We start from the raw sequence: 16,417 nt of genomic DNA, 5'->3' as shown, positions 1-16,417 counted from the left end.
ATATTTACACCGGCAGACAGTGGCGCCGGAGTTTTGCGCCGACAGCCTGATTGATCATTTGGTAAAGCCAAAGTGAGGTTTTGTGATTTGATCAATGCAGCCGCAGCATGGCAGCGCGGTCAGGTGAAATCAGTCCGCGCTATCGCCGTCGAGAAAGCCGCTTTTTCAGACGGTAAGCGCGGCGGCTTCAGCTCGTCCGGAAGCGGGATAAATTCAGCGTCATCGGCATCTGGAAGTTTCATTCTTCCCCCCTTCCAGTCGGCAGCCGCCTGGGCGAGTCGGGTCTCTGACGAGGACACAAAATTCCAGTACAGATACCGCTTGCCGACAGGCTCGCCGCCCAGAACCATCACCGTGGAACGCTCCAGGGCTCGAACGCGCGAAGCGTTGGCGCCGAGTACCAGCATGCGGGCTGCCTCGTGCCGGGCGCCACCCAGCTCGACCGTGCCGGCCGCAACATACAGCGCGCGCTCCGGGTGCCCGTACGGAATTTCGGCGGTCGCACCGGGCAACATTTCCAAATGGGCGTAGAACAGCGGTGAGTGGGTTTCGGCGCCGGCAGTCAGACCATAGGCGCTTCCCGCAATAAGCTGCCTCGTCACACCGGCTTCGTCCCATTTCGGCAAATCGTCGCCGGCGTAGTGGAAGAAGCTCGGGGCGATTTCTTCTTTCTCGGTTGGCAGCGCAACCCACGCCTGGATGCCGTGCAAATGATCACCCTGCGCCTGTGCGCGCTCGAAGCGTTCGCTGTGGGTGATGCCGCTTCCGGCGGTCATCCAGTTAACTTCCTTGGGCCGAACTACCTGCTGGTGGCCGAGGCTGTCACGGTGCATGACCTCGCCGTCAAACAAGTAGGTCACGGTCGCGAGACCGATGTGAGGATGCGGGCGAACATCAGCGCTGCGCCCGACTTCAGGCGCCAGGTCGAGCGGCCCTATATGGTCGAAAAAAATAAACGGGCCAACCATCCGCTGTTTGGCGAACGGCAGCACGCGGCCGATTTCAACGCCGCCACCAAGGTTGCGGCGCCGCTGCTGGATGATCATCTCAATCATGGTCGTTCTCCTGCCTGTGCAGCGGGCAGCGCGCGGATAACCGATGCGACTTCGCTGCCCAATAGTTCGATCGAACGTTTCATTCCCGCCGTGTCGAGCGACGCGGTACTCATCAGGAAGGTAGCTCGCGCTACGCCACCCAGCGTTTCACAGGCATGCAGCATTTGGCTGCCGACCGTTGAAGGATCGCCAATCAGAAACGCCCGTCGATATCGCACGGTTCCTTTTATCAGGGTTAATGGGGAGATCGGGTCGGTTGCACGAGCCCCAAGCCATCAGGTATTCGATATGTAGAAAGCGGGAATGAAGGCGGGAGTCCCCCTGACGGAGCGGCGCCTGGCTAGTCCTTCATCCCAGCTGGATCAGCCTTCGACCGGTACCGGGGTGTTGAGCAACTGCTGCTCCCACAGGTACGCAATGCCGCTACCGGCGGCGTGCTGTTGAAGCACTTCGGTTACCGCGCCCGCCGTATCGAGGCGTGCCCAGTCGCGCTGCCATTCAGCCATGACTGCCAACCATGTCATGACATTTGCCCCTGCTCCGATCATGCGCTGGATGGCGACCTGATGGGCCTCAACCGAAACGCCCCCGCACGCATCGGTCACCACGGTCACGTCCCAGCCTTCGCCCAGCGCCTGAATTGCGGGCATGGCGACGCAGACTTCAGTCCACAGGCCAGCGATGATCAATTGCTTGCGACCGGTCGCTTTAACCGCATCCACCACCTTCTTGTCTTCCCAGGTGTTGATCAGGGTTCGGTCAATCACTTCCTGGCCGGGGAAAACATCAGTGATTTGCGGAAAGATCCAACCGCCGCGCTCACCGATCACACTGGTCAGAATGGTAGGGACGTTAAATGCCTTCGCCGCCTTCGCCAGTGCTGTCGCGCAGTTGACCGCTGCGTGCGGATCGTGGCTGTTCAAATTGGTGAGCTGGAAAGGCTGGTGGTCGATCAGCACCAACACGGAGTCTTCGGGGCGAAGAAGCGAAGCAAGACCGTTACGCGAAGCCATAAATACATCCTCTTGTTGCCGCTTGGTCAGCGGGATTGTTAGCGGAGTCAGTGTTCGCACAGCGCGCCTTTGAGCGACGCTGCTTAGCGCACTGTGCAGGACCCCTTTACCTTCGGGTAGTAGCGCCAAACGGTTAGCTGTGTCGCAGAAAAAGGAACGCAGGGCCATTGCTGCCAACCTGGCCGGAATCGGCATCGCCTGGTTGCCGGACTGTTCACCACTGAGCGTTCTGCCAGCCGCGCACTGGTGGCGATCATCACGCGGTATCCGCCGCCTCCAGCTGCCGCATATGTAGTTCGGCCACCAAGCCAGCACCCTGCGCGAAAAATCAGGGTGCTCAACGAACTGCTGATTGAGTATTGCGACCAGGCTGCGCAAATTGCCGAATCGCCAGAGCGCTGATATCCACGTCACACACAGGTGAGTTTCAAGGGGGCTCACTCGAAGGCAGCGGTTGCCATTACCAGGCCGAACATCACCAATACTCCGCCGGTGATTCGCTTGCCCCAGGTCGCCGCGCCCGGCTTGGCCAGCCGGTCAGCCATTTTTTTAGCGGTTAACGCGTAGGTCGCCGAGACCATGAATTTGATCAGCACGAAGAGCGCAATCAGGCCCAGCAGCGAGCCGAGATTGGCGTGCTCAGGATTGCCGACAAACTGCGGCAGCAAGGACGAAAAAAACAGAATCGCCTTGGGGTTGCTGATGCCCACCACAAACGATTTTCCCCACAGCGTCGACCAGCGCTCATTCGGCGCGCCGGCAATTGGTGTGACCACGCTGTGGCGCGCCAGGTGCAGTTGCTGGAAGCCGAGCCAGACCAGATACCCGGCACCCGCCAGTTTGATCGCCATAAACACGCCGGGATTGGCCCTCAGCAATGCGTCGATGCCCAGCAGTGAACAACTGGCGAGCACCGCGATGGCCAGCAAGTCGCCGGTGAGAATCCAGATGGCCCGCCCTGGGCCGTAAACCAGGGCGTTGTTAATTAGAAAGATCGTCGACGGCCCCGGCGAGCCCACCTGAGCCACAGCGATAAACGCAAACAACCAATAATCGGCAGGTGACATTGGCGACCTCAGACGTATCCATTGCGAAGACGGCGCTACACTACGGCGCGAGTGGTTCACTCAATAGAGCCATTAAAGCAATCTTTAAATGGACCATTATGAAAGGTAAAACCCCCGTTGCGATGGACCTGCCCCTGCCTCCAGAAGGTAACGCCACGACGAAACAGGAGCGGGCTTACTTGGCCATACGTGAAGCGATCCTGAATGGCCTGCTGCGCGCGGGCGATCGACTGCCGTCCACCCGAGAGCTTGCGCTGCGCTGGCGAATTGCCCGCGGCACGCTGGAAACCGTGTTCGAGCGATTACAGCTCGAAGGCTACATCCTTCGCCGAGTCGGCTCGGGCAGCCACGTGAGTGCAGTTATCCCCGACAGCTACCTCAAAGCGGTGAGTGCACCGCGCGCCACACCACCCACACCGAAAAAATCCACCAAGCCCCCCCCCACGTCGGCCGGATCGAAAGCCGAAAATCGCGCTCAGGTAGGTGTGCCATTTGTTGCTCGACTGGCCAATCCGCTGTTGATTGCACCCGCTGAATGGGCGGCCCATTTGCAACGTGCCATGGCTGCGATGACGCCCGAGCAGATGTGTAGCGCAGAGCCCGAAGGCGCCTGGGCGCTACGGGAACAGGTCGCACGGTACCTGCGCAACCACCGCGGTATCGATTGTCAGGTCGAACACGTACTGATCACTAACGGTATCCGCCATGCCATCGACCTGGTGGCGCGGTGCGTACTGCAACCTGGCGACAAGGTGTGCGTGGAAGACCCAGGCTACCCGGCCGTGCACCGCATTTTTGCCGAGGCGGGAGCATCGCTGCTGTATGCCCCCATCGATGAGCAAGGTGTTGATCTGCGCGCCCTCTCAGACTCGGTTAACTGTCGCCTGGCTTATGTCACCCCGGCGCATCAGTCGCCACTCGGGGTAATCATGTCAGCCACCCGCCGCCTGGAATTGCTCAACTGGGCGCAGCGGAACAACGGCTGGATCATCGAGGACGATTACGACAGCGAATTCAACTACCACAGCGCTCCGTTGCCCGCGCTCAAATCCATCGATGCCATGCAGCGGGTCGTGTACTGCGGGAGTTTTAACCAGGCGCTGTTTTCCAACCTTCGACTCGGTTATCTGCTCGCGCCGCCGCAACTGCATAGTCAGATTCTCCTCCTGTGGCACACGGTGGGACGCAGCGTGGGAATCTCTGAACAACTGGGCCTAGCGGCATTTATGCGCGGCCCCGCGTTTCTACGCCATCTACGCCGCGCCCGGCAGGAATACCAGATCCTGCGCGATATCATGCTGGATACCTTGCGCACCCAGGCGCCGGGGCGCTATCGCATTAGCGGTGAACACGCGGGTTTTCATTTGATTCTCTGGCTGACTGCAGACCAAAACGAAAACCAGCTAGTCGAAGCAGCGAAACAGGTCGGGCTGCAGCTGCAACCGCTTCGCCATTCTTGTCACAACCTTCAACCAGGACCAGCGTTTGTCTTGGGCTTTGCCGCGCTCACCCGCGCCCAGGTAAAAAGTGCTGCGGGAAAACTGGCGCACCTGCTCAGGGCCAACCAGCCCTCGCAGTGAAGAAGGACCAAGTGGTTTGCACCTGTTGCTGTCGGCTCTGCCTTTCGGCACCCCCGGCAAGGGGACCGGCACATGCTGGGCCAACCATTCAGTTAATCGATCGCGAGTTTAGTCAGTAAGTGTGGCCAACACCTTTCCGTCTCTGCGCTGCACGATGGTCTTAGGCGCTACCGGCTGTGAGCCGTCGGGGCTCGGCGGTGGGGTTATCAACCAGGCACCCGCATAGTCTTCCCGGATATGGAGCGGATTGAAGCGGATAGCGCTTGCCGCCGCATAACGGCGCCCTGCGAGTGTGGCAACGCTCGAAAGCACCGCACTTCTGACTTCATAGAGCCTTCGCTCTGCGTCGAGCGCAATACTGGCATCCGCAAGCTCGAAATTATCGATACGCACGGGTACGCCTTCCGGCATATGGAGAACCCACCGGCCAGAGTCTACAAACCCATCGGCATAGACATTGCCGGTCGAAGCCCGGAGCGAGGTGCCTTCGGGCAAGGTGATGCCATCGACTACATTGCCATCAGCAAGCGTACAGGTGCTGAACCTCGATACGCCGCCATCTGGCTTGAGCTCAAACTCCACCGGTTGCAGCGCATTGCACCGCCAGCCGATCTGCATCGTCGTGCCGTGGCCGGTTAGCCGCATGTTCTCTGGCGTGAAGCCCACCGTTTCGTATTTTTCGTTGGTTTGAATCGCGATGTAGCGGGCTACTTCGACGGCATCCATATCGAGCATGCGCACAGGGCTTGGAAACACGGCTCGTTTGAAGGATTCCCGATGATCCGCAACGGCTAATTCGAGTTTTGTGCCTTTGGGCATGTCGATCTGGCCAAGGCGCATCGGCTCTACTAGTTCCGGGCGATAACTTGCCTCTCTCTCCCGTTCATAGCTGCGCATCTGCACATAAAAAGCCGCGGACTGCCACAGGGTAAAAAGCGCACACGCGGTGACAAGCATGTAAGGCAGGAGGAGAGGGCGGCGCCAGCGACCTTTGATATATCGAACCACCAGCCTTATCGTCCACCCGAACCAGAAAAGCGTCGTGGCGACGAAAAAGGCAAGGTAAAGCAGTAGTTCGGCGGAGGGCAGTGCAACGGGGATCATGCGAGCCAAACTTCCTGAACGGGTGATGGGGTTTGCACGCACCTACGACACAAAGAGGGCGAGCCGTTACGTTGAGTCAATTTTACTCCGATGCCGCGTAATCAGGCACGTGAGCATTCGCACCGGGATGTTCAGCCAGTAGCCAATTGATGCGTTTCACGAACGGCCGCAATCGGCCCATTGCGGCCGTTCGTCCACTACTGCAATCGATCCAAAGCATATGCTTAACCGCGGGCTTGTGAGGCGGGGGTAAAAATTGAGACGGCTTGATGGTCGATGACTCAGCGCTTGTATAGCAACGCTTCAACTACAACGCCAAACGCAGATGAATGTTCACGGCGATTCGGGTAATAGAGATGGTAACCGGCAAAGGGTTGGCACCAATCTTCCAACACTCGCACAAGGCTTCCCTCGGTAATCTCCTTGGCAACCATATCTTCCGGAAGGAAACCCAACCCACATCCCGCAACGGCGGCACGCAGAATCGGCACGCTGCTGTTGAACGTCCATTGTCCTTCAACGCGCGCCTTGAGTTCATGACCATCCTTTTCAAAATCCCATTGCATCAGGCTTCCATGGGTGGGCAGGCGCAGATTGATGCAATTGTGTGCGGCCAGATCACCCGGCACCTTTGGCACTGGGCGCTGTTTGAAATACTCGGGTGAGCCCACGACCGCGATGCGCAAGGACGGCCCGATAGGAACGGCAATCATGTCCTTGGCCACTTGGTCCCCAAGCCGTACCCCTGCGTCATAGCGCTGCGCGACGATGTCGGAGAGTGCGTAGTCGACGGTGATTTCGACCTTGATGTCCGGATAGTCGGGAAGCACCTTCAGCAACTTGGGCCATAGAATATTGTTGGCTGCATGTTCGGACGCTTGAATCCGCACGTTCCCTGCCGGGGTGTCACGAAACTCGCTGACCGCTGCCAGTTCGAGTTCAATCTCTTCGAACCTCGGCGCCATGGATTGATATAACCGTTGTCCTGCTTCGGTAGGGGATACGCTACGGGTGGTTCGGGTCAGCAGACGAACCCCGAGTCGCGTCTCAAGGGCACGTAGAGTATGGCTTAGCGCAGACTGGGAGACGCCCAGCTGTGCCGCAGCGCGGGTGAAGCTGCCTTCGCGGGTAATGATCACGAAGGCTTGCAGATCGTTGAGATTGGCGCGTGACATCGATGAGAGCCTCTCATGGGGATCGCGTAATTATTCCATGTAAGCAGGTTCCGCATCGATACGCGATCCCCGAACAGCCCATCAAAGGGTTCGTGCGTAGAACGTTGTCAGCTTGCCCATTGCCGCGTCGACATAACGCGGAACCCAGTAGGTTTCGATGTGGGTGGCGCCGTCGATGATGAGCAATTCCTTGTCCTTGGTGCCGGTGGCCTTGGGAAATGCATCCTGGGTCATGTACAGGCTGTCAGCCTTGCTGCCGGCGATCATCAGCAATGGCTGATTGATCAACTCGATCTGATTGGTCGCGTCAAAACGCATCAGGTCCAACAGGCTGCTGGTGGTGTACTTGAACGTTGAGTTCGGGTGCGCGTGGGTTTTCCAGTAGTACTCGTAGCCCTGGCGATACAGCTCGAAGGGCAGCTTGGCGATCTGCTCGTCGGTGAGGTTGGCGTCACCCGAATAAAACACAGCACCGCCGGCCGCCTCCTGAGCGCGCGCAGCGGAAGCCTGTTGCAGGCGTTGCTGAACGCTGTCCAGTTGCGAGTCGTTGTAGCCGTTGCGACGCACCCGACCGGAGTTGAACATGCTAATGGTTGCCAGCGATTTGAAGCGTTTGTCGGTTTGCGCGGCGGCCAACGAATAGCCACCGCCGCCGCAGATCCCGAGCAGGCCCAGGCGCGTGCTATCGACCCCCGCATATTGGCTGATGAAGTCTGCCATGCCATGGATGTCTTCGATGCGATACGCCGGCTTGTCGATGCTGCGAGGCTGTCCGCCACTTGCGCCCTGGTAGGCCGCATCGGCGGTGATCGTGATGTAGCCCTGTTCGGCCAGGCGCTGGGCGTAAAGACCAGCGACCTGCTCTTTGACGCCACCGTTCGGATGCGCGACCACAACGGTCGGGTAGACCTTCTTCGCATCGTAGTTGGCCGGGGTGTAAACGTTGGCCGCGATGTCCAGGCCGTTGAGCTTGTAGCTGACCGGATGGATGCTGACCTTGCCCGGTTCGTTTCTGGTAATGGCGCCGTCGTAAGCCAGTGTGAGCGGGTTTTTTTTGTAGTCCGCCGCGCCGGCTTCGCCCGCAGAAAGGCCAACCAGCGCCGACATAAGCGTGGCTTTCATAAAGGTGTTTATCACTTGAAACTCCTGAGCAATCAAAAGAAGGGCAGTTGGAAAAAGTGGATGTGAGCCCTGGTTAGTCCAGGTGCTTTTCTTTTAAGAAACTCGACACCAGATCCGCGATCCGCACGTTGTTCAAATCGGACATGGGGAAGTGGGTATTGCCCTTGATGCCGATCTCCGGCAAATGGATCAGCCTTACGTCACCGCCGCGCTGGTTGACGGCATCGCGCCAAAGCCGGGCCATCTTCAGCCGTGCGCGCCAACTGTCCTGAGCGGGCAGGTCAACGGCTTGCTCCGGGATGTTGTCGCCGTAGAGGATCAGGATCGGAACGCGCGTGAGCGCCATGAACTGATCAATCGGCACGGCCGCACCCTGCACCGTGTCGAAGGCACTGGGGATCGGCGCGGGCACCTGACCCTGCGGGAAGACAAAGCTGCTGCCCGGCTCGAAGGCGACAATGGCCTTCACCTTGTCATTCTTGATCGCGGTCAGCCAACCCGGCCCGCCACCTTGCGAGTGCGTGAACAGAATGCCGGGGCCGATTTTGTCGAAGACCGCCGACGCACCATCAGACACCACACCCATGTCGAACGGCCCGGTGTTCGGTGTCATTGCCCGGAAGAATTGCTCGCGCGTCTGTGCATCCTTGCCTACTTGCACACCGTTGAAATAGTTGGGCCACAAGCCGATGCGAAACTGGTTGAACCACAGTTGTTCGTCCGGCGTCGGTTTGACCGTCGCCTCGACCATGCTGCGGCCGGCATTGCCACGTCGCGGCTGGTCGATCAGGTACACACCGAAATGGCGGCGCAGGAAAATGTTCTGGAAGCCTTCGCGGCCGTCGGCGGTGGTTTCCCAGGTCTTGGAGAACTGGCCTGCGCCATGCCACATGACGATGGGTAGTTTCCGGGCATCGATCGGGATTTGGTAGAAGGTATAGGCATGGTCACCGTGATAGGTCTGGCCATCCGGAGCCATCGGCTTGCGCGGGTTGAACGTGCCCGGCGCAGTGGTCATCGTTCCACCGGCGGCGAAGCTGCCTTGCGCCTGAATCAGTAAAGGGCCTGAACCATCGGGCTGGTTCGCGCAGGCTGCCAACAGGCTGAGCAGGGTGATGCTGAACAAGCGTTTTGCATGTTTCATGTTATTTCCCCGAAGCTTCAAGGGCCTGGGTCAGCGCCGTATCTGCACGCACGGCGGTCTGTGCATCGCCGTGCTTTTTCAACTGCTCGATGACTTGGCGAGTCTGCGCTGCGCTGAGCCCGACGCGCAGACTCGCCAGCATGTGCGAGCGCAATTGCGATTCCACACCCGGCGTCGCCGCCAGCGCCCCGACGGTGGCCAGTTCGCGGCTTTGCCAGTCGAGGTTGTCGCGCTCGAAGATGTCGCCAAACAGATGGGTTTGCAGAAACCGGTTGATCACCGGAGCGAACTCGAACACCGGGCCTTTGACCGGGGAACCGGAAATCTTCGTTTGATTTGCCGTGCCGGCCGCCAGCAGATCATCACCGGTTGGAGTGGCACGGCTTGGCTCACGCCCCGGTGCATCCTCAATGCCACGTTGCTTGCGCATCTGCACCACCGTCATCTGTTCGTTCAGGGCGTTGAGGCTGCGCGGAAAGCCGACGTAGGCATAGAGCTGCACCAGAATTTCCCGGGTCTCACTGATGGTCAAGCCGGCATCGAGACCTTCGTTGAGCGCTGCGTTGAGTGAGGGCATGTCACTGGTCGCCATGAACGCTGCGATCAGGGGAATCGCCTGTTGTTTGCTCGACAGCGTTTCTGCGCTGGCTTGTGTGCGGGTCATGGTTTGCGATGCCTCGGCGGCTGGAGTGGTAGCACTGAACATCACCCCAAGGCTCAGACAGAGCGCCATTAGCGCAGGATGGGGTCGGACCTTGCTTGCGTCTGTGGTCATCGTGAAAAGCTCCGTCCATTGCGGATCACTGCGGTATCGCTGGATCGTACGGAGGACGGTTGTGGTGATTAACCCCGATATTGCGCAAGGACTCCTGAGCAAAACTCATGAGTCGTTTTTACGATTGCCGCTGAAACCTGGCGTTGCCGCACAAATACGGGGGCTTGAGGAGTTTTGATGGCTCAACGCGAAGGAGCTGCGCTACGGTTTCGACACATTCGGTAACTTCATTTTGCCGGCGTATTGCGCCTCCGAGACTTTCTCTGCCCAAGTCACGGTCTTGCCGTCCTCGGCTTCTGCAATCGCGATGTGGGTCATGCCGTTACTGGCGGTGGCACCATGCCAATGACGGGTGTGCGGCGGAATCCAGACAATATCGCCCGGATGGATTTCCTGTCGCGGCCCGCCTTCTTGCTGCACGTAGCCTACCCCGGCGGTGACGATCAGCGTTTGCCCCAACGGATGGCTATGCCAGGCGGTGCGCGCACCGGGTTCGAAGGTCACCGTGCCGCCGCCGATGCGCGCCGGCAGATCACCCTTGAACAGGCCATCAACGCGTACCGCGCCGGTGAAGTTTTCAGCGGCGCCCTTGATCGAGGGCTGGGCGCCGTTCTGGATGATGCGGATTTCGCTGGCGGCCTGGGTTTCTGCGCTCAACAGCGACAAGGCAACAAGCGGTGCGATCAACCGGTTCATCGAATGAACTCCTGTCAGACAGTGAAGCTGCTCCAAGCCCGGAGCAGCGGTGGCAAGGCTCAGAGCCCGGTCATTTTCAGCGCCGATTTCGGCAAACGTTCACCCCGCACCTGGATCTGCGCCATCTGCTCATTGATCACACGCAGATCGTCGCCGGTCAGTTCCAGTTCGACCGCGCCCAGGTTCTCTTCCAGTCGGTGTTGTTTGGTCGTGCCCGGGATCGGCACGATCCATGGTTTCTGCGCCAGCAACCAGGCGAGTGCGACTTGTGCAGGCGTCGCCTGCTTGCGCTTGGCAACGGCCTTCACCACGCCGACCAACGCCAGGTTGGCCTTGCGCGCTTCAGGTGAAAAACGCGGGACCAAATTGCGGAAGTCGCTGACGTCAAACTGGGTGTTCTCATCGATCTGCCCCGTGAGGAAGCCCGCGCCGAGTGGACTGAACGGCACGAAGCCGATACCCAGTTCCTCCAGTACGCCAAGCAGTTCATGCTCTCGGCCACGCCAGAAAAGCGAATACTCGCTCTGCACCGCTGTTAGCGGTTGCACGGCGTGTGCCCGGCGGATGGTTTGCACACCGGCCTCGGACAGGCCGAAATGCTTGAGCTTGCCCTCGGCGATCAGCTCCTTGACGGTTCCGGCCACATCTTCAATCGGCACTTGCGGATCAACGCGATGCTGATAAAACAGGTCGATGCGATCAGTGCGCAAACGCTTCAACGACGCCTCTGCCAAGGCGCGGATATGCTCAGGTCGGCTATTGGTGCCGCCGGCTCGTGCGCCGGTGACCAGGTCAATATCGAAACCGAATTTGCTGGCGATGACCACCTGTTCACGGATCGGTTGCAAGGCCTCGCCCAACAACTCTTCATTCGCGAATGGGCCATACGCCTCGGCGGTGTCGAACAAAGTGATGCCTTGCTCATGGGCCGAGCGAATCAGCTTGATCATGCTCGGTTTGTCGGCGGCCGGGCCGTAGGCGGAGGTCATGCTCATGCAGCCGAGGCCCAATGCGGAAACTTCCAGGCCGTTGCCCAAAGTGCGTGTTTTCATGGTGCTTCTCCAATCCAGAAATCGGTCAGCGCTTGAGAGGGTGGTCGCTCAGCCAGCCATTCACGCGCTCCATGGTCTTGCGCTCTTGCTCACCCTCCATCACAAAACCTTCCATCACCTTAGTCTTGGGCGCGTGCCTTTCTAGGACGCTGCGGCTATTGCCCAAGCCGTAACCACCGTGGGTGGTGAAGGGGATGAGGGTTTTACCAGTCAGGTCGTGGGCGCTCAGAAAAGTACGCACGATAGGCGGGGTGGTCTCACCCCAGATCGGAAAGCCAAGATAAATCGTGTCGTAGTCGCTCATAGCGTGAACCTTGCTTTCCAGCTCGGGCTCGAAGCGGCTGTCGCGCTCCTGACGCGCCTGCTCCACGGTTTGCAGGTAGTCCTCGGGATAGGCTTTGGCCGGACGGATCTCGAACAGGTCGGCACCCAATCGGCGCTGGATGAGCCCGGCGACCACGCGGGTATTGCCGGAGCGGGAAAAGTACGCCACCAGAATTCGCGAGCCTGAACGTGGTATTTCGCTGGCGGTTTGCGTGTCGGCGAATGACAGCAACGGGGCGCTCGCCAGTGCGGCGATGACCGTGCGCCGTAGAGGATCGTGATCGTTGTTCATCGCCCGACGCGCGCCTTGAGGGCCTCGGGATAACGCTCGCCTTCGATGCGGATCTGCGCCAGTGCGGTGTCAATGGACTGGAGTTCGGCCGCGTCGAGGATGACGTCCGCGCCGCCAAGGTTTTCTTCCAGGCGATGCAATTTGGTCGTCCCGGGAATCGGCACAATCCACGGCGCCTGCGCGAGCAACCAGGCCAACGCAATCTGCGCCGGTGTCGCTTTTTTTTGCGCGGCTATCTGGCGGATCAACACCACCAACCCTTGATTGGCTTGTAGTGCTGACTGGCTGAAGCGCGGCACGATGCTACGAAAATCGTCGCTACCGTATGTGGCGTCGGCCGCTACTGTGCCGGTGAGAAAACCCTTGCCCAGTGGACTGAAAGGCACGAAGCCGATCCCCAGATCCTTGAGCGTCGGCAGGATTTCCTGCTCAGGCTCACGCCACCACAATGAGTATTCGCTTTGCAGCGCCGTGACTGGCTGTACCGCATGTGCACGGCGAATGGTTTGCGCACCGGCTTCCGACAGGCCGAAATGCTTGACCTTGCCTTCGCCAATCAGATCTCTCACTACACCTGCGACGTCTTCAATCGGTACGTCCGGGTCAACCCGATGCTGGTAAAGCAAATCAATGAAATCGGTCTTAAGTCGGCGCAATGAGCCTTCGACGGCGAGTCGAATGTGCTCAGGGCGACTATTTAGAATCTGCTGCTTATTGTCGGCACCGAAGGTGAAGCCGAACTTGGTGGCGATAACCACTTTGTCGCGAACTGGCGCCAATGCCTCACCCACCACTTGCTCGTTCAGGTACGGGCCGTAAACCTCGGCGGTATCGAAGAACGTAACGCCTCGGTCAACCGCCGAACGGATCAGCGTAATGGCTTGTTGCGTGTCAGTCGCCGGGCCGTAGCCATGGCTCAAGCCCATGCAACCCAAGCCCAGGGCTGACACTTCGAGTGAACTGTTTCCGAGTGTGCGCTTGTGCATTTCGATCTCCCGACGTTTGCGTTGGGGAAACAGTAAGCCAGCTCACGAGTGGAGACTAGACGGGTAGATCGGCAAGGGTTCATGAGGTTTGCTCATCAGTCCAAGAAGAGAGGAAGGTGGCGCCTTGCCCTAAAAGAAGCCCAGGCGCTCTTAGCAAAGACATACTCAGTTCCCCATCCAGAATTCCTTCTGGCACAGAATCAGGCTTAACGTGCGCGTTCGATAATAATCGACCGTCCGCTTTTAGCCGAAAGCTGCCTGTCTCAATGCGCTCTAATTGAGCCGGTGCTGTACGCAGCCAGATCTGTAATGAAGCCTCGCGCCGTACGCGTACGGAGACCTGCAATTATCCGACGGAACAGCGTCGATCTTCGTTGCTCCCGCAGTTGTCGTCGTTCCGCGCCGCGAAGACTAACGTCATCCGGGGCGCGGATTTACTCCAACGCAGCTACCACGGCATCGAAGAATACCAGTCATCGAAACCACCACTACGACTGCCAGCATCGACAAAAACGTGCTGGGTGAAACGTGGGTGACCATGGATTTAGGATTGCCAATGTTCGTAACGACCCCTTGGATGAATGACTGCCAAGGCCAAAACTCCTGACCGCGTAGCAGCTACCGCTTTGTGGACTACTGCAACGAAATTTGGCCCTGAAATAACGACACCGGCCAGGTAAACCAAAAAGACTGTCAAAACGGCGGGAACATCGATCATCTGCATTCCGTTGCGAATGTTGAGGCAGGGGACGGTCATCATTCAGTTCAAAGCCGTGCGCGGCTTCCACGTACAACGAAAAAATTCGATACAGGGCTTTTGAGCGTAGTTGTGTTTTTACACACTCTGGGCCGTAAGTAGTCGGCATAGGAGGCGCATTTTTTAAGCAGCAGATGCCGAACGCGTCCTCGCTAGCGGGCTTTCACCGTCCACAACTGATCAAGCTTCGTCGTATAGCTCTGACTCATCAGCTCTCGACGCATTGCCCAACCAGGCGCTGCAGGCACACTCGCTATCCGAATAACCCCCTTTCCCCATCGACCATTGATTTCATCCAAAACACTCATCACCTTATCAGCCATGACGGGTTGAGAATGAGCGAACAGATCATCAGTGAATTCGCCAGGCTGGCGCAGATCCATCAGCAAAACTTCTGCTTTGCTGTACTTGAAGCCAGGCCGGAATAGACGGTTTACCGCTTCGGTTGCGGCCTTGGTCATGAGCCGCACGTCGTTGGTCGGGTAAGGCAATGCGACCAACGCCCCGTTCGCATACTTCGCTTCCTGAGGGTTGAACATGCCGGTTCTAATGTTCACGCGGATTTTCTTGCACAGCGAGCCTTGAGCTCGGAGCTTTTCCGCCGCGCGTTGTGTGTAGGTAGCGACAGCTTCCTTGATTGGCTCAATCTCGGTGAGCCGCGTGCCGAACATCCTGCTACAACAAATCTCCTGCTTGGGTGGATCAGCCTCACTCAACTCCAAACATGGGGTGCCGGCAAGTTCGCGAGCGGTTTTCTCGATCACCACGCTGAATTTTTGACGAAGCATCCACGGGTCGGCTTTGGCCAAGTCCATCGCGGTCTGGATCCCCATTGTTTCCAGATGCGCCTTCATGCGCCTGCCGATGCCCCAGACCTCGCCGACATCAGTGTTGCGCAGCGTCCAATCCCGTTTGAAGGGATCACAGAGATCCACTACGCCGCCCGTGATATCCAGCAGCCGCTTGGCGGTATGGTTGGCAAGCTTGGCCAGCGTCTTGGTGTGGGCGATTCCAACCCCGACAGGAATGCCAGTGCGTTTGAGAAGGGTAGAACGCATGTGCCGGCCAAACGCAGATAAATCACCTGGGATACCGGTGAGGTCGGCGAACGCCTCATCAATGCTGTAGACCTCAAGCGTCGGTACTAACGATTCAATGATCGTCATGACACGCTCGCTCATGTCGCCGTACAGAGCGTAATTACTGCTGAACGCCACAACCCCATGCCGACGTAGATGATCTTTGATTTGGAAGTACGGCTGGCCCATCTTTACGAAAGGTTTTGCGTCGTAGCTACGCGCAATTACACAGCCATCGTTGTTGGACAGCACCACAATAGGTGTCTTCGCGAGGTCAGGTCTGAAGACGCGCTCGCAGCTGGCGTAAAACGAGTTGCAGTCAATCAGGGCGAAGACAGGTTCACGTGTTGTCATGATCGCGGACGCTGTATTTCACTACACCCCAAATCATGAGTTCGTCGCCTTCCATCACGTGCCTTGCCGGATACTTGGGATTTTCCGACAGAAGTATTACGGCGTTGTCGCGCAAATGCAGACGCTTGAGCAGTGGCTCGGAGTTAAGCGCAGCTATAACGATGTCCCCACTGATCGGATCTATGCTTCGATCAACCACCACCATATCCCCCGAATAGATCCCCGCGCCCTGCATGCTGTCGCCATCGATCCTCACGAGATAGACGTGGGGAGCTCGTACATCGAAGAGCTCATCCAGGGAAATGTGCTTTTCGATGTGGTCAGCAGCGGGCGAAGGGAAGCCCGCAGGCACCTTGAATGAATAAAGAGGCAGCTTCTCGCCGCCGGTAGCCAACAGGCCCAGGATGGTGATGCTCATGGTGCAAGCCTTAAAGGGATTAACTGTACATATATACAGTTAACGATTTGCATCGCTTGCGGTCAATGTCATAAGCAGCACTATTCGACGGGTGACAGCATGTGCGGACGCATGGCGCCTGAGCATGCTCGTGAATGGATTGATCCCGACACGCCACCTGACCGAGCGCGCGAATTAGCGATGGAGCATTGTCGACCAGCAACAGACTTTCATTGGTACAAGGTTGGCAAGGATGTCGGAAATGTTCGCAATCAGGGCTCGCATCTGATTCAGCCGCTTTCCTTGGCCTCTGATGCCGATGATTGAGCGGAGACGGACACCGTAGCCCTGCAGAGGCCTCACGTTCTGTGTAGGCATATGGACAGCTACCTCATTAGCCCAGCCGCTTTCCTTTGGCAACGGTACCCGTCTGCGCTGATCCACA

At 58.4% G+C, this 16,417-nt stretch carries 15 protein-coding genes and 1 pseudogene; 1 reads left to right on the top strand and 15 read right to left on the bottom strand.

The features are described from left to right. Nucleotides 1-119: 119 nt before the first annotated feature. The 3 genes from M1D68_RS14580 to M1D68_RS14570 all read right to left on the bottom strand — a co-directional run bounded on the left by M1D68_RS14580 (nucleotide 120) and on the right by M1D68_RS14570 (nucleotide 3,114). Nucleotides 120-1,055: a pirin family protein gene (locus tag M1D68_RS14580; protein ID WP_457967324.1), complete on the bottom strand. Its 936-nt coding sequence runs from the start codon at nucleotides 1,053-1,055 to the stop codon at nucleotides 120-122. Nucleotides 1,056-1,417: 362 nt separating this feature from the next. Continuing rightward, nucleotides 1,418-2,068, bottom strand: a complete 651-nt coding sequence (locus M1D68_RS14575) for a hydrolase (protein WP_305496960.1) — start codon at nucleotides 2,066-2,068, stop codon at nucleotides 1,418-1,420. Nucleotides 2,069-2,505: 437 nt separating this feature from the next. Beyond that, nucleotides 2,506-3,114: a LysE family translocator gene (locus tag M1D68_RS14570; RefSeq protein ID WP_457967322.1), complete on the bottom strand. Its 609-nt coding sequence runs from the start codon at nucleotides 3,112-3,114 to the stop codon at nucleotides 2,506-2,508. A 119-nt stretch (nucleotides 3,115-3,233) separates the two neighbouring features. On the opposite strand from M1D68_RS14570, the gene pdxR reads away from it, so the two are divergent. After that, nucleotides 3,234-4,715 carry a MocR-like pyridoxine biosynthesis transcription factor PdxR gene (pdxR, locus tag M1D68_RS14565; RefSeq protein ID WP_457967320.1) on the top strand — a complete coding sequence of 494 codons (1,482 nt, stop codon included), beginning with the start codon at nucleotides 3,234-3,236 and terminating at the stop codon, nucleotides 4,713-4,715. A 108-nt stretch (nucleotides 4,716-4,823) separates the two neighbouring features. On the opposite strand, the gene M1D68_RS14560 is transcribed toward pdxR, so the two are convergent. From M1D68_RS14560 to M1D68_RS14505, 12 genes and pseudogenes are all read right to left on the bottom strand, one after another. Beyond that, nucleotides 4,824-5,819 carry a hypothetical protein gene (locus tag M1D68_RS14560; protein ID WP_457967318.1) on the bottom strand — a complete coding sequence of 332 codons (996 nt, stop codon included), beginning with the start codon at nucleotides 5,817-5,819 and terminating at the stop codon, nucleotides 4,824-4,826. A gap of 281 nt (nucleotides 5,820-6,100) precedes the next feature. Then, the gene (locus M1D68_RS14555) at nucleotides 6,101-6,994 is read right to left on the bottom strand and encodes a LysR family transcriptional regulator (protein ID WP_339555750.1); all 894 of its coding nucleotides are present in this window, start codon (nucleotides 6,992-6,994) and stop codon (nucleotides 6,101-6,103) included. Nucleotides 6,995-7,075: 81 nt separating this feature from the next. Beyond that, nucleotides 7,076-8,116 (bottom strand): alpha/beta hydrolase, encoded by a 1,041-nt coding sequence (locus M1D68_RS14550; protein ID WP_434564117.1) that lies wholly within the window; start codon nucleotides 8,114-8,116, stop codon nucleotides 7,076-7,078. Nucleotides 8,117-8,189: 73 nt separating this feature from the next. Further along, nucleotides 8,190-9,134: an alpha/beta hydrolase gene (locus M1D68_RS14545; RefSeq protein ID WP_457970727.1), complete on the bottom strand. Its 945-nt coding sequence runs from the start codon at nucleotides 9,132-9,134 to the stop codon at nucleotides 8,190-8,192. Between the two features lie 127 nt (nucleotides 9,135-9,261). Then, nucleotides 9,262-10,035, bottom strand: a complete 774-nt coding sequence (locus M1D68_RS14540; protein ID WP_457967315.1) for a carboxymuconolactone decarboxylase family protein — start codon at nucleotides 10,033-10,035, stop codon at nucleotides 9,262-9,264. Nucleotides 10,036-10,236: 201 nt separating this feature from the next. Continuing rightward, nucleotides 10,237-10,731, bottom strand: a complete 495-nt coding sequence (locus tag M1D68_RS14535; RefSeq protein WP_434559363.1) for a (R)-mandelonitrile lyase — start codon at nucleotides 10,729-10,731, stop codon at nucleotides 10,237-10,239. A gap of 59 nt (nucleotides 10,732-10,790) precedes the next feature. After that, nucleotides 10,791-11,783 (bottom strand): aldo/keto reductase, encoded by a 993-nt coding sequence (locus tag M1D68_RS14530; RefSeq protein WP_457967313.1) that lies wholly within the window; start codon nucleotides 11,781-11,783, stop codon nucleotides 10,791-10,793. Between the two features lie 25 nt (nucleotides 11,784-11,808). Beyond that, entirely contained in the window at nucleotides 11,809-12,399 is a 591-nt protein-coding gene (locus M1D68_RS14525) for a flavodoxin (RefSeq protein WP_434559359.1), read from the bottom strand. Continuing rightward, nucleotides 12,396-13,385 (bottom strand): aldo/keto reductase, encoded by a 990-nt coding sequence (locus M1D68_RS14520; RefSeq protein WP_434559357.1) that lies wholly within the window; start codon nucleotides 13,383-13,385, stop codon nucleotides 12,396-12,398. Before M1D68_RS14520 ends, M1D68_RS14525 begins: the two co-directional genes overlap by 4 nt. 474 nt (nucleotides 13,386-13,859) lie before the next feature. After that, nucleotides 13,860-14,103 (bottom strand): annotated as a pseudogene (locus M1D68_RS14515) (LysE family translocator); the annotation flags it as partial. Nucleotides 14,104-14,294: 191 nt separating this feature from the next. Then, the gene (gene umuC / locus M1D68_RS14510; RefSeq protein ID WP_457967310.1) at nucleotides 14,295-15,575 is read right to left on the bottom strand and encodes a translesion error-prone DNA polymerase V subunit UmuC; all 1,281 of its coding nucleotides are present in this window, start codon (nucleotides 15,573-15,575) and stop codon (nucleotides 14,295-14,297) included. Beyond that, nucleotides 15,562-15,993 carry a LexA family protein gene (locus tag M1D68_RS14505; RefSeq protein ID WP_420763597.1) on the bottom strand — a complete coding sequence of 144 codons (432 nt, stop codon included), beginning with the start codon at nucleotides 15,991-15,993 and terminating at the stop codon, nucleotides 15,562-15,564. The genes umuC and M1D68_RS14505 overlap by 14 nt, the downstream gene beginning before the upstream one ends. Between the last annotated feature and the right edge of the window lie 424 nt (nucleotides 15,994-16,417).

The organism is Pseudomonas sp. R4-84, assembly GCF_054130985.1.
Note: the sequence above shows the minus strand (reverse complement) of the source record. Positions and strands in the feature narration are given on the sequence as shown.

Coding starts and splice junctions, on each gene's coding strand:
- M1D68_RS14540 (WP_457967315.1), bottom strand. CDS start 10,035: ATGACCACAGACGCAAGCAAGGTCCGACCCCATCCTGCGCTAATGGCG.
- M1D68_RS14525 (WP_434559359.1), bottom strand. CDS start 12,399: ATGAACAACGATCACGATCCTCTACGGCGCACGGTCATCGCCGCACTG.
- M1D68_RS14545 (WP_457970727.1), bottom strand. CDS start 9,134: ATGACCACTGCGCCGGGCACGTTCAACCCGCGCAAGCCGATGGCTCCG.
- M1D68_RS14535 (WP_434559363.1), bottom strand. CDS start 10,731: ATGAACCGGTTGATCGCACCGCTTGTTGCCTTGTCGCTGTTGAGCGCA.
- M1D68_RS14560 (WP_457967318.1), bottom strand. CDS start 5,819: ATGATCCCCGTTGCACTGCCCTCCGCCGAACTACTGCTTTACCTTGCC.
- M1D68_RS14550 (WP_434564117.1), bottom strand. CDS start 8,116: ATGAAAGCCACGCTTATGTCGGCGCTGGTTGGCCTTTCTGCGGGCGAA.
- M1D68_RS14505 (WP_420763597.1), bottom strand. CDS start 15,993: ATGAGCATCACCATCCTGGGCCTGTTGGCTACCGGCGGCGAGAAGCTG.
- M1D68_RS14555 (WP_339555750.1), bottom strand. CDS start 6,994: ATGTCACGCGCCAATCTCAACGATCTGCAAGCCTTCGTGATCATTACC.
- M1D68_RS14530 (WP_457967313.1), bottom strand. CDS start 11,783: ATGAAAACACGCACTTTGGGCAACGGCCTGGAAGTTTCCGCATTGGGC.
- pdxR (WP_457967320.1), top strand. CDS start 3,234: ATGAAAGGTAAAACCCCCGTTGCGATGGACCTGCCCCTGCCTCCAGAA.
- M1D68_RS14580 (WP_457967324.1), bottom strand. CDS start 1,055: ATGATTGAGATGATCATCCAGCAGCGGCGCCGCAACCTTGGTGGCGGC.
- M1D68_RS14575 (WP_305496960.1), bottom strand. CDS start 2,068: ATGGCTTCGCGTAACGGTCTTGCTTCGCTTCTTCGCCCCGAAGACTCC.
- umuC (WP_457967310.1), bottom strand. CDS start 15,575: ATGACAACACGTGAACCTGTCTTCGCCCTGATTGACTGCAACTCGTTT.
- M1D68_RS14520 (WP_434559357.1), bottom strand. CDS start 13,385: ATGCACAAGCGCACACTCGGAAACAGTTCACTCGAAGTGTCAGCCCTG.